The 11,131-nt window shown below is 52.5% G+C and carries 14 protein-coding genes; 1 reads left to right on the top strand and 13 read right to left on the bottom strand.

Annotated features, from left to right (window positions below; translation table 11 throughout):
* Nucleotide 1: 1 nt before the first annotated feature.
* The 9 genes from tuf to fkpA all read right to left on the bottom strand — a co-directional run bounded on the left by tuf (nt 2) and on the right by fkpA (nt 7,363).
* Entirely contained in the window at nt 2-1,186 is a 1,185-nt protein-coding gene (tuf, locus tag ACLW56_RS17650) for an elongation factor Tu (RefSeq protein WP_330985041.1), read from the bottom strand.
* Between the two features lie 69 nt (nt 1,187-1,255).
* Nucleotides 1,256-3,370 carry an elongation factor G gene (gene fusA / locus ACLW56_RS17645; protein ID WP_330985040.1) on the bottom strand — a complete coding sequence of 705 codons (2,115 nt, stop codon included), beginning with the start codon at nt 3,368-3,370 and terminating at the stop codon, nt 1,256-1,258.
* 97 nt (nt 3,371-3,467) lie between these two features.
* Nucleotides 3,468-3,938, bottom strand: a complete 471-nt coding sequence (rpsG, locus tag ACLW56_RS17640; RefSeq protein ID WP_008807044.1) for a 30S ribosomal protein S7 — start codon at nt 3,936-3,938, stop codon at nt 3,468-3,470.
* A 94-nt stretch (nt 3,939-4,032) separates the two neighbouring features.
* Nucleotides 4,033-4,407, bottom strand: coding sequence for a 30S ribosomal protein S12 (gene rpsL / locus ACLW56_RS17635; RefSeq protein WP_002436309.1), 375 nt, complete (start codon nt 4,405-4,407; stop codon nt 4,033-4,035).
* Between the two features lie 124 nt (nt 4,408-4,531).
* A complete protein-coding gene (tusB, locus tag ACLW56_RS17630; protein WP_330985039.1) occupies nt 4,532-4,819 on the bottom strand; it encodes a sulfurtransferase complex subunit TusB in 288 nt (95 codons plus the stop codon).
* 7 nt (nt 4,820-4,826) lie between these two features.
* Entirely contained in the window at nt 4,827-5,183 is a 357-nt protein-coding gene (gene tusC / locus ACLW56_RS17625; RefSeq protein WP_330985038.1) for a sulfurtransferase complex subunit TusC, read from the bottom strand.
* Nucleotides 5,183-5,569 (bottom strand): sulfurtransferase complex subunit TusD, encoded by a 387-nt coding sequence (gene tusD, locus ACLW56_RS17620; protein ID WP_330985037.1) that lies wholly within the window; start codon nt 5,567-5,569, stop codon nt 5,183-5,185. The genes tusC and tusD overlap by 1 nt, the downstream gene beginning before the upstream one ends.
* Complete coding sequence (locus tag ACLW56_RS17615; RefSeq protein ID WP_330985036.1) at nt 5,569-6,291, bottom strand: transcriptional regulator; 723 nt, start codon at nt 6,289-6,291, stop codon at nt 5,569-5,571. The genes tusD and ACLW56_RS17615 overlap by 1 nt, the downstream gene beginning before the upstream one ends.
* Before the next feature lie 220 nt (nt 6,292-6,511).
* A complete protein-coding gene (fkpA, locus tag ACLW56_RS17610) occupies nt 6,512-7,363 on the bottom strand; it encodes an FKBP-type peptidyl-prolyl cis-trans isomerase (protein ID WP_330985035.1) in 852 nt (283 codons plus the stop codon).
* 218 nt (nt 7,364-7,581) lie between these two features.
* Between fkpA and ACLW56_RS17605 the strand changes: the two genes are divergently transcribed.
* Nucleotides 7,582-7,800, top strand: coding sequence for a protein SlyX (locus tag ACLW56_RS17605; RefSeq protein WP_330985034.1), 219 nt, complete (start codon nt 7,582-7,584; stop codon nt 7,798-7,800).
* 64 nt (nt 7,801-7,864) lie between these two features.
* Here ACLW56_RS17605 and slyD read toward each other — a convergent pair whose 3' ends face one another.
* From slyD to kefG, 4 genes are all read right to left on the bottom strand, one after another.
* Nucleotides 7,865-8,443, bottom strand: coding sequence for a peptidylprolyl isomerase (slyD, locus tag ACLW56_RS17600; protein ID WP_330985033.1), 579 nt, complete (start codon nt 8,441-8,443; stop codon nt 7,865-7,867).
* 94 nt (nt 8,444-8,537) lie between these two features.
* Nucleotides 8,538-8,738, bottom strand: a complete 201-nt coding sequence (locus tag ACLW56_RS17595) for a YheV family putative zinc ribbon protein (RefSeq protein WP_330985032.1) — start codon at nt 8,736-8,738, stop codon at nt 8,538-8,540.
* A 10-nt stretch (nt 8,739-8,748) separates the two neighbouring features.
* Nucleotides 8,749-10,554, bottom strand: a complete 1,806-nt coding sequence (gene kefB / locus ACLW56_RS17590) for a glutathione-regulated potassium-efflux system protein KefB (protein ID WP_330985031.1) — start codon at nt 10,552-10,554, stop codon at nt 8,749-8,751.
* A complete protein-coding gene (kefG, locus tag ACLW56_RS17585) occupies nt 10,554-11,105 on the bottom strand; it encodes a glutathione-regulated potassium-efflux system ancillary protein KefG (protein ID WP_330985030.1) in 552 nt (183 codons plus the stop codon). The genes kefB and kefG overlap by 1 nt, the downstream gene beginning before the upstream one ends.
* Nucleotides 11,106-11,131 lie beyond the last annotated feature (26 nt).

The raw sequence follows: 11,131 nt of genomic DNA, 5'->3' as shown, positions 1-11,131 counted from the left end.
ATTAGCTGATAACTTTAGCAACAACGCCCGCGCCAACGGTACGGCCGCCTTCACGGATTGCGAAACGCAGACCGTCATCCATCGCGATTGGGTGGATCAGGGTAACAACCATTTTGATGTTGTCGCCTGGCATGACCATCTCTACGCCTTCTGGCAGTTCGATGGTACCGGTCACGTCAGTTGTACGGAAGTAGAACTGTGGACGGTAGCCTTTGAAGAACGGAGTATGACGGCCGCCTTCGTCTTTGGACAGGATGTACACTTCAGATTCGAACTTGGTGTGTGGCTTGATTGAGCCTGGCTTCGCCAGTACCTGACCACGTTCGATTTCTTCACGTTTGATACCACGCAGCAGAACACCAACGTTCTCACCAGCACGGCCTTCGTCCAGCAGTTTGCGGAACATTTCAACGCCAGTACAGGTCGTTTTCGCGGTTTCTTTGATACCCACGATTTCTACTTCTTCGCCAACTTTAACGATACCGCGCTCTACACGACCGGTAACTACAGTACCACGGCCGGAGATGGAGAATACGTCTTCGATTGGCAGCAGGAACGGCTTGTCAATCGCACGCTCTGGTTCCGGGATGTAAGAATCCAGGAAGCCAGCCAGTTCGATGATTTTCGCTTCCCACTCTGCTTCGCCTTCCAGCGCTTTCAGCGCAGAACCACGAACGATCGGAGTGTCGTCACCTGGGAAATCGTACTGAGACAGAAGTTCACGAACTTCCATTTCTACCAGTTCCAGCAGCTCTTCGTCATCAACCATGTCGCATTTGTTCAGGAACACGATGATGAACGGAACGCCTACCTGGCGACCCAGCAGGATGTGCTCACGAGTCTGAGGCATAGGGCCGTCAGTCGCAGCAACAACCAGGATCGCGCCATCCATCTGAGCCGCACCGGTGATCATGTTTTTAACATAGTCGGCGTGGCCCGGGCAGTCTACGTGTGCGTAGTGGCGGGACGGGGTGTCATATTCAACGTGAGAGGTGTTGATGGTGATACCACGAGCTTTTTCTTCTGGTGCGTTATCGATCTGGTCGAATGCACGAGCAGAACCACCGTAGGTTTTAGCCAGTACGGTAGTGATCGCAGCGGTCAGGGTAGTTTTACCATGGTCAACGTGGCCGATAGTACCAACGTTAACGTGCGGTTTTGTACGTTCAAATTTTTCTTTAGACACGGCTATATTCCTTACTATAGTGCTCTCCCCTTCTGGAGAGAGCACGGGACATTAGTTTTTAACTATGGCTTATTTGCCACGAGCTTCGATAACGGCCTGAGCAACGTTGTTCGGCGCATCATCATACTTCAGGAATTCCATAGTGTATGATGCACGACCTTTGGTCAGAGAACGCAGCTGAGTGGCATATCCGAACATTTCAGACAGCGGAACTTCCGCGTGGATCTTAACGCCAGTCACATCAGATTCCTGACCACGCAGCATACCGCGGCGACGGCTCAAGTCACCGATAACGTCACCGGTGTTCTCTTCCGGAGTCTCTACTTCAACCTTCATGATAGGCTCAAGCAGAACGGGTTTCGCTTTCTTAAAGCCATCTTTGAAGGCGATAGAAGCAGCCAGTTTAAACGCCAGTTCAGAGGAGTCAACGTCATGGTAAGAACCGAAGTGCAGACGCACGCCGAGATCAACTACCGGGTAACCAGCCAGAGGACCGGCCTTCAGCTGCTCCTGGATACCTTTATCAACGGCAGGGATGTATTCGCCAGGAATTACACCACCTTTGATGTCGTTGATGAACTCATAACCTTTCGGATTTGAGCCCGGCTCCAGCGGGTACATGTCGATAACAACATGACCGTACTGGCCGCGACCACCAGACTGCTTGGCGTGTTTACCTTCGATATCGGTAACTTTCGCGCGAATCGCTTCACGGTAAGCAACCTGAGGTTTACCGACGTTCGCTTCAACGTTGAATTCACGCTTCATACGGTCAACGATGATGTCGAGGTGCAGTTCACCCATACCGGCGATGATGGTCTGGTTAGACTCTTCGTCAGTCCATACGCGGAATGACGGATCTTCTTTCGCCAGACGACCCAGAGCCAGACCCATTTTTTCCTGGTCAGCTTTGGTTTTCGGTTCTACAGCGATAGAAATTACCGGCTCAGGGAATTCCATACGCTCCAGAATGATCACGTGGTCTGGGTCACAGATGGTGTCACCTGTAGTCACGTCTTTCAGGCCGATTGCTGCTGCAATGTCGCCCGCGCGAACTTCTTTGATCTCTTCACGTTTGTTAGCATGCATCTGAACGATACGACCAAAACGCTCACGAGCGGATTTCACCGGGTTATATACGGTATCACCGGAGTTAACCACACCAGAGTAAACGCGGAAGAAGGTCAGGTTACCTACAAACGGGTCGGTAGCAATTTTGAATGCCAGAGCAGCAAACGGCTCTTCATCGCTAGCGTGACGCTCAGATGGCGTGTCTTTACCGTCATCCAGCATACCGTTGATCGCAGGAACGTCAGTAGGTGCTGGCAGGTAATCGATTACCGCATCCAGCATCGCCTGAACACCTTTGTTCTTGAACGCAGAACCACAGGTTACCAGAATGATTTCGTTGTTCAGCACGCGCTGACGCAGAGCTTTCTTGATTTCTTCCTCAGTCAGCTCTTCGCCGCCCAGGTATTTTTCCATCAGCTCTTCAGACGCTTCCGCAGCGGATTCGATCAGGTTCTGGTGCCATTCGTCAGCCAGGTCCTGCATATCAGCTGGGATATCTTCGTATTCGAAGGTCACGCCCTGATCAGCATCGTTCCAGTTGATGGCTTTCATTTTCACCAGGTCGATAACACCGGTGAAACCTTCTTCAGCACCAATCGCCAGCTGCAGCGGAACAGGGTTCGCGCCCAGACGGGATTTGATCTGACCAACAACTTTCAGGAAGTTAGCACCCATACGGTCCATTTTGTTAACGAACGCGATGCGTGGAACTTTGTATTTGTTAGCCTGACGCCATACGGTTTCAGACTGTGGCTGAACACCACCAACTGCGCAGTAAACCATTACCGCACCGTCAAGAACACGCATGGAACGTTCTACTTCGATGGTGAAGTCAACGTGGCCCGGGGTGTCGATGATGTTTACGCGATGCGGTTCATACTGCTTCGCCATACCAGACCAGAATGCAGTCGTTGCTGCGGAGGTAATGGTGATACCACGCTCCTGCTCCTGCTCCATCCAGTCCATGGTTGCGGCGCCGTCATGAACTTCACCGATTTTGTGGTTTACACCGGTGTAGAACAGAATACGTTCGGTAGTCGTGGTTTTACCGGCGTCGATGTGCGCACTGATACCGATGTTACGGTAGCGTGCGATGGGTGTTGTACGAGCCATTTGATTCCTCGTTTGTTTCTATAGACGTTCAGATTAAGTAACCCAGAGCGGGCGGCTTACCTGAAGCGCCCGCCTGGTGACTAACACGCCGAAGGGATTACCAACGGTAGTGAGCGAACGCCTTGTTGGCTTCTGCCATACGGTGAACGTCTTCACGTTTCTTAACTGCAGTACCTTTGTTGTCTGCAGCGTCAGTGAGTTCGTTCGCCAGACGCAGGGCCATAGATTTATCACCGCGTTTACGAGCAGCTTCAACGATCCAACGCATTGCCAGGGCATTACGACGAACCGGACGGACTTCAACTGGAACCTGATAAGTAGAACCACCTACACGGCGGGACTTAACTTCGACAGTCGGACGAACATTGTCCAGAGCGACTTCGAATGCTTCCAGTTCATTTTTACCAGAACGCTGAGCCAGGGTCTCCAGCGCGCTGTATACGATTGCTTCAGCAGTAGATTTTTTACCATCTACCATCAGGATATTGACAAATTTAGCCAGCAGCTCTGATCCGAACTTAGGATCCGGCAGAATTTTACGCTGACCAATGACGCGACGACGTGGCATGGGAATACTCCGTTGTTAATTCAGGATTGTCCAAAACTCAAAGAGTTTAGATTGACATTAATTTAAAACGTTTGGCCTTACTTAACGGAATCCATTAAGCCTTAGGACGCTTCACGCCATACTTGGAGCGAGCTTGCTTACGGTCTTTAACGCCGGAGCAGTCAAGCGCACCACGAACGGTGTGGTAACGAACACCCGGGAGGTCTTTAACACGACCGCCACGGATCAGGATCACGGAGTGCTCCTGCAGGTTGTGACCTTCACCGCCGATGTAGGAGGTGACTTCGAAACCGTTAGTCAGACGCACACGGCAAACTTTACGCAGTGCGGAGTTCGGTTTCTTAGGAGTGGTGGTATATACACGAGTACATACGCCACGTTTCTGCGGGCAGGCTTCCAGCGCAGGCACGTTGCTTTTTGCAACTTTGCGTGAGCGTGGTTTGCGAACCAGCTGATTAACTGTTGCCATTAAATAGCTCCTGGTTTTAGCTTTTGCTTCGTAAACACGTAATAAATCGCCTCATATAATATGAGGACGCGAAATTTTAGGGCCACGCCGAAAAGGTGTCAAGAAATATACAACGATCTCTGCACTACCAGGCAAGTTGCCCGTCGTGTTTGACCGCTAGTCTGACGAAGTCAGTATAGCTAACCCTGACGACACTGCTCGAAATTTGACCACCAAGGCCACGAGCGTCAATGTCTTCCTGCAGCGCATACAGGGTTATGGGGGCTTCATTAAGAAGATCAAGGAAGCGGCTGCCTTCCAGCGCCGCAATCACCCCGTCGGAGAGCAGCAGTAAATCATCCCCTTCGGCCGTGAGTCGCAGAAAGGCACTGATATCATGCTGCCAGGGAGAGTGGCTTAGCGTGTGCAGCATCGTCACCTCAGAAACGTAAAATCACATCGTATCCCTCAAGCTTCTGGCGCAACGCTATTGGCTCCAGAATCTCAGGTTCGATAATAAAGGAAGGTGAGCTCAGCCCGCGCTCGCGCAGCGAAGCACCGCATACCCAACTCTCTTCGATGTCATACAGCGCCATCAATTTAAAAGCAGGCAGATAATCTCGGGCCAGAATAGTCGCAGGTTTTTGATCACTGAGAAGCTGGAAAACCCCGTCACCGATAAAAAACACGCCAATGTCTTCCGTCAATGCTGAAGTTGCGAGCAGCGCATCAAGCCCTTCCCTGCCGGAAGCACTTCCGTGCGGAGCGGTCGAAAACACAAAAGCCACACGTTTCATCAGAACTGCACCATTCTGTCGCAGGTTAACGAGGCTTCAGCCAGCGCGCCTAATCCACTCAAGTTGAAACCGGGTTGAAGGTTGGCCCCCGCTAACCCAAGCTGTTTGGCTTCGGTTTCATCCGTCACGCCACGGCGCAATGCCGCAGCGACACAAATGTGAAGCGCTACACCCTGCTGCTCATGCAGTGTCTGCCACGCACGGACCAGATCAAATTCATCACTGGCCGGCGCGCTCAACTGGTTGGCGTTATACACACCTTCACGGTAGAAGAAGATACTGGAGAGCTCATGCCCTTCAGCCAGCACCGCCTGCGCAAATTGCAGGGCACTGCTGGCCTGTTGGGTGCCATACGCAGGCCCCGTAACCATCAGGGCAAAACGCATTACTTTTCCTGCCCCTGGAAATCGCCGCTCTTAAACTGGCGAATATAGAGGTAAACGGTGTGTTTGGAGATGTTGAGACGATCGGCCACCTGGTTGATTGCGTCTTTGATATCGAAGATCCCTTTTTCATAAAGGTTAAGGACGATCTGACGATTTTTGGCGTTGTTGGAAACGTTACGATCGGCGTTGACCTCTTCGATGGTGAATTCCAGCGTCTGGGTCACCAGGTCTTCGACAGAAGATGCAAAGTTCACCTGAGAGTTCACTTCAGGCGTTTCAGGCGGAATAAAGGTGCTCATGATTTGCGAGAACGGCACATCAAGGTTCATGTTGATGCACAGCAGCCCAATCACACGCTGGTCACGGTTACGGATAGCAATCGTCACCGACTTCATCAGCACGCCGCTTTTGGCGCGAGTGAAATAGCATTTGGATACGCTGCTGTCCGCCCCGGTCATATCATGGAGCATACGCAACGCCAGGTCGGTTATCGGCGAGCCGATTTGACGACCTGTGTGTTCACCGTTGGCAATACGAATGGCGGAACATTTGAGATCCTGCAGGGAGTGCAGCACGATTTCGCAATGGGAGCCAATGAGCATCGCTAACCCGTCCACTACCGCTTCGTAAGATTTCAGAATGTCGAAATCGGTCTGGTCAAAAGGACGTTGATCCAGCAAATCAAGTTCACTGGTTTCGTTGGTTAAAAGCGACCTGGACATGAAAAAAAGCACTCCTTTTCAGGAGCCTGTCGTTAGGTTGTCAGGGCAGGCTCATTATCATCATCAAAAATAAGGCATCTAAAGTAATACGCGCCTCAGGCACTTTCCAGTGTTTATTATACTCGTCATACATCAAGTTGCCTGTGCGTGGGCGACAACACAAACTTTATTGCGCCCAATAAAAAACCGCCGCCCTTACGGACGGCGGTTTTCATCACACTTATTTCTTGCTGGACCCAGCAGCCGCTTTGTCGCCTGCAGCCGGTGCCGCGGCATCCGCTTTCGGTGCTGGTTTGATATCCAGCAGCTCTACGTCAAACACCAGCGTAGAGTTAGCAGGGATACCCGGAACGCCCGTTTTGCCGTAAGCCAGGTCTGGTGGAATGACCAGCTTGATTTTGCCGCCTTTCTTGACGTTTTTCAGGCCTTCAGTCCAGCCTGGGATCACGCCGTCCAGACGGAAGGACAGTGGCTCACCACGGGTGTAAGAGTTATCAAACTCTTTACCGTCAATCAGCGTACCTTTGTAGTTCACGACCACAGTGTCGCTGTCTTTCGGCGCATCGCCGGTACCTTCTTTCTCTACTTTGTACAGCAGGCCAGTCGAAGAGGTTTTCACGCCTTTCTCTTTGGCGAAGGTGTCACGGAAGGCTTTGCCTTTCGCTTCGTTATCCGTCGCGTCTTTTTCCATTTTCTGCTGAGCAGAGGTTTTCACGCGAGTTTCGAATGCCTGCAGGGTCTGTTCAATTTCCTGATCAGAGAGTTTGCTCTTATCAGCAAACGCGTCCTGAACACCGGTGATCAACTGTGCTTTGTCCAGTTTGATGCCCAGCTTTTCCTGCTCTTTCAGGGAGTTTTCCATGTAACGACCCAGCGATGCACCCAGTGCATAGGCAGATTGCTGGTCGTCGTTTTTGAATGCAGCGTTCAGGCCAGCAGGTGCAGCTTTAGCTGCATCAGCCGCCGCCGGAGCAGCTTTCGCGGCAGCAGCATCGGCAGCGAAGGTCAGTGGAGCATTCAGGGCAACGGCCATCGTTGTCGCCAGAAGCGTTACTTTAAACAGTGATTTCATCCATCTCTCCAGGGACGGGGCATCTTTCTCACCCCGGGGTTTACGTAAATGAGTTGTCTACTATAAAGCGTCACAGAAGAAATCTATATATGGACACTCTGTAATCTCGGATCTTTTCAGACTCTTTTTGTGTAAATAAGTTTCGTCATTCGGGTTATTGGCTGCACAACAGGGAAAAGTCCCGTAAAATCCGCGCGAATTGATTAAAGAGGTGATTCATGAGCGAGACAACACTCGAAGCGCGCCTGGAAGAGCTGGAAAGCCGACTGGCCTTTCAGGAGATCACCATTGAAGATCTCAACCGGACAGTCACCGCGCACGAAATTGAAATGGCAAAGATGCGAGACAATATGCGTCTGATGGTCGAAAAACTGAAAGCCAGCCAGCCTTCCCACATTGCCTCACAGGCAGAAGAGACGCCCCCCCCTCATTATTGAGGCGTGAAAAAAGCGGGTTTCCCCGCTTTTTTCCTTTAATGCGCAAGCCCAAAAGCAAAACGCATTAGTGGCAACCGCAGCCGCCGTTACCACCGCAACCGCCTTTACCGTGCTCGTGGTCGCCATGATCGTGACCGTGGCCGCCGCAGCAACCGTCGTGATCGTGGTGATGGTCGTGTGCACCGTGAACGTGGCCGTGAGCCAGTTCTTCTTCGGTGGCTTCACGCATCGCGACAACTTCAACGTGGAATTTCAGGTTCTGACCAGCCAGCATGTGGTTGCCATCAACAACGACGTGGTCATCTTCCACTTCGGTGATTTCTACCGGGACCGGACCCTGGTCGGTTTCAGCCAGGAAACGCATACCCACCTGCAGCTCGTCAACGCCCATGAAGACGTCTTTCGGTACGCGCTGAACCAGGTTTTCATCATACTGACCGTAAGCGTCGTTCGCGCCCACCTCAACGTCAAACTTGTCGCCTGTTTCGTGACCTTCCAGCGCTTTTTCAAGGCCAGAGATCAGGGAACCGTGACCATGCAGGTAGTCGAGCGGCGCGCTTACCGGAGACTCATCAACCAACACACCGTCTTCTGTACGTACCTGATAGGCCAGGCTGACCACCAGGTCTTTTGCTACTTTCATGATATCTCCTGAGCATGGGAAGAATAGTGGCGCAGATTGTAGCGGAATTCTGCACCCGTGTACCCCTTAGCTTAAAAAAAGACAGCGGAGATCGCTACTCGGGATGAAAAATGCCAATCACTTGCTCATCTTTGCGGACGTGCTCACGAGCTTGTTTGTCCGCCTCGCGCATCTGGTGCCCGCACTTAACACACTCAACAATATCGACATTATTTTCACGCCACATCGCCATTGAATCCTGCGCCTGGCATGCCGGGCATGTTGCCCCGGCGATAAAACGTTTACGGATTGCCATTGTTCACCTTCTATTCAAATTCGTCCCAGCCGTCCAGCTGGCGTCGTTCTTGTTGCATTTCACGCTGGAAAATCTCTTCCAGTTCGCGTCGGGCTTCCCGCACGCGAGAAATTTGCTGCGTATCCGTGTGCACAGGCATCAGCTCACGCAACATGCGCATATCCAGACGACGGAAATGAAGCTGCGCGCGCTGCGCCTGATGAGGATGCATCCCTAGCGTAATTAGCGCCTTGCGTCCCAATTCCAGCGCACTGGAAAACGTCTCGCGCGAGAATTGTTTCACACCTGCCTGCAGTAGTTCGTGAGCTTCCACACGCCCGCGAGCACGGGCAAGAATATGCAGATGAGGGAAATGCTGTTGGCAGATTTCCACCAGCTTCATGGTGTCTTCCGGCGCATTACAGGTGATGACTATGGATTGCGCTTCTTCTGCACCAGCGGACCGCAGCAGCTCAATTTGTGTCGCGTCACCGTAGTAAACCTTATAGCCATATTTACGCATCAGGTTCACCGCGCTGATGTCGCGTTCAAGCACGGTTATCCGCATTTTATTGGCCATCAGCAAGCGCCCGATTACCTGACCAAAGCGCCCGAAGCCAATAACAATAACCTGCGGCTTATCATCTTCAACCCACGGCGCTTCGTCTTCTTCTTCCGGGCCATTGAAACGGCGAGACAGCAGCTTATCGACAACTTTCATCACCAGCGGCGTGGTCATCATCGACAGCGTGACGGTCACCAGCAGCAACGCCATTTGATCGTGCTGGAACAGGCGCTGCGAAGAGGCCGTTGAAAACAGCACGAACGCAAACTCCCCGCCCTGACTCAATACGCCAGCAAACTGCATGCGCTCTGAACTTCGCAAACCATAAACCCGCGCAATGACATACAGCACCAACGATTTCACCGCCACCAGGATAATCACGCTGCCAATAACCCACAGCAAATGGGTGTAGAGGACGCCCAGGTTCAGCGCCATGCCAACGGAAATAAAGAACAACCCGAGCAGTAAACCTTTAAACGGCTCAATGGCGATTTCGAGCTCATGCCGGTATTCACTTTCGGCCAGCAGTACACCCGCGATAAACGTGCCGAGCGCCATCGACAAGCCCAGCGCATCCATAAATAACGCCGAGCCCAGCACCAGCAACAGCGTGGCCGCAGTAAACACTTCGCGCACGCCGGAACCGGCAATAAAGCGAAAAACCGGACGCAGCAAATAACGCCCGCCAATCAGCACTCCGGCAAACGCCAACACTTTCAGGCCGATTTTGATCCAGTCAGGATGCTCATCGCCCGATCCTGCCAGAAGCGGTATCAGCGCCAGCGCGGGGATCACCGCCAAATCCTGGAACAGCAATACCGAGAAGCCGAGCTGCCCGGCCTCATTGCGATTCATCCCTTTTTCGCGCATCAGTTGCAGTGCCATCGCCGTGGATGACATTGCCAGACCAATACCGCCGATCACCGCCGCCTGCCACGAGAAATTGGTCAGCATTAACAAACCGGTCAGGATTGCCGCGCTAAGCAGCACCTGCGCAGCACCCACACCAAAGATGGAACGCCGCAGTTGCCAGAGCTTCGACGGATTCAGCTCCAGCCCGATGATAAACATCAGGAACACGACGCCTAATTCGGAGAAGTGCAGAATTTCATCCACATCGCTGATGAACCCTAAGCCCCATGGGCCAATCGCAATGCCAGCCAGCAGATACCCCAGCACCGGGCCAATGCCCAAACGCGATGCCAAAGGCACTGCTGCAACGGCCGCGAAGAGAAACAGCACGCCCGCCAGCAGTAAATCCGATCCTTCCATCAGCGACCTCCCGGAGCAATGGGGTTTGCCAGCCATTCGCCATAAGCTCTGGCGTGGCTGGCCAGTTCTTCAGGAGGCTGGCGACGAGCCCAGTAAACAATGATCGGATTCATCCAGTGCATGCGACACATCGCGGACGTCAGTTCAAAAGGCCGCAAAATATCGCTCATCGAATAGCGATTCAGGGAGTCGTGACGATAAGCACTCTCCGGCTCACCGGTGGTGATGACGCTTCGCCAGTACTTTCCCGCCAGTTGGTTTCCGCCCGGGCCACTGGCAAAGCCACGACTCAGCACACGGTCAAGCCACTCTTTTAGAAGAGCAGGACAGCTGTAAGTATAAAGTGGATGCTGGAACACAATCACATCGTGCTCCTGCAACAATTTTTGCTCGCGTGGAATGTCGATAAAGAAATCGGGATAGTGTGCGTACAAATCGCGCACGGTAACATTTTCAAGCTGTTGTGCCGGCTTAAGCAAAACCCGGTTCGCCACCGAGTCCTGAGATTCCGGATGGGCATACAGCAGCAACACTTTTGCTGTCTCTGACATCATTCCCCTCCCGGCCAATGGGCAGG

It is taken from the genome of Pantoea sp. sgz302252 (assembly GCF_047713085.1).
Taxonomy (GTDB): Bacteria; Pseudomonadota; Gammaproteobacteria; order Enterobacterales; family Enterobacteriaceae; genus Scandinavium.
This window is presented reverse-complemented; position numbering and strand designations above follow the sequence as displayed.

What these genes read in the sequence shown, in the direction of transcription:
- fusA (WP_330985040.1), bottom strand. Translation starts at nt 3,370, where the DNA reads ATGGCTCGTACAACACCCATCGCACGCTACCGTAACATCGGTATCAGT.
- rpsG (WP_008807044.1), bottom strand. Translation starts at nt 3,938, where the DNA reads ATGCCACGTCGTCGCGTCATTGGTCAGCGTAAAATTCTGCCGGATCCT.
- rpsL (WP_002436309.1), bottom strand. Translation starts at nt 4,407, where the DNA reads ATGGCAACAGTTAATCAGCTGGTTCGCAAACCACGCTCACGCAAAGTT.
- tusB (WP_330985039.1), bottom strand. Translation starts at nt 4,819, where the DNA reads ATGCTGCACACGCTAAGCCACTCTCCCTGGCAGCATGATATCAGTGCC.
- tusC (WP_330985038.1), bottom strand. Translation starts at nt 5,183, where the DNA reads ATGAAACGTGTGGCTTTTGTGTTTTCGACCGCTCCGCACGGAAGTGCT.
- tusD (WP_330985037.1), bottom strand. Translation starts at nt 5,569, where the DNA reads ATGCGTTTTGCCCTGATGGTTACGGGGCCTGCGTATGGCACCCAACAG.
- ACLW56_RS17615 (WP_330985036.1), bottom strand. Translation starts at nt 6,291, where the DNA reads ATGTCCAGGTCGCTTTTAACCAACGAAACCAGTGAACTTGATTTGCTG.
- fkpA (WP_330985035.1), bottom strand. Translation starts at nt 7,363, where the DNA reads ATGAAATCACTGTTTAAAGTAACGCTTCTGGCGACAACGATGGCCGTT.
- ACLW56_RS17605 (WP_330985034.1), top strand. Translation starts at nt 7,582, where the DNA reads ATGAGCGAGACAACACTCGAAGCGCGCCTGGAAGAGCTGGAAAGCCGA.
- slyD (WP_330985033.1), bottom strand. Translation starts at nt 8,443, where the DNA reads ATGAAAGTAGCAAAAGACCTGGTGGTCAGCCTGGCCTATCAGGTACGT.
- ACLW56_RS17595 (WP_330985032.1), bottom strand. Translation starts at nt 8,738, where the DNA reads ATGGCAATCCGTAAACGTTTTATCGCCGGGGCAACATGCCCGGCATGC.
- kefB (WP_330985031.1), bottom strand. Translation starts at nt 10,554, where the DNA reads ATGGAAGGATCGGATTTACTGCTGGCGGGCGTGCTGTTTCTCTTCGCG.
- kefG (WP_330985030.1), bottom strand. Translation starts at nt 11,105, where the DNA reads ATGTCAGAGACAGCAAAAGTGTTGCTGCTGTATGCCCATCCGGAATCT.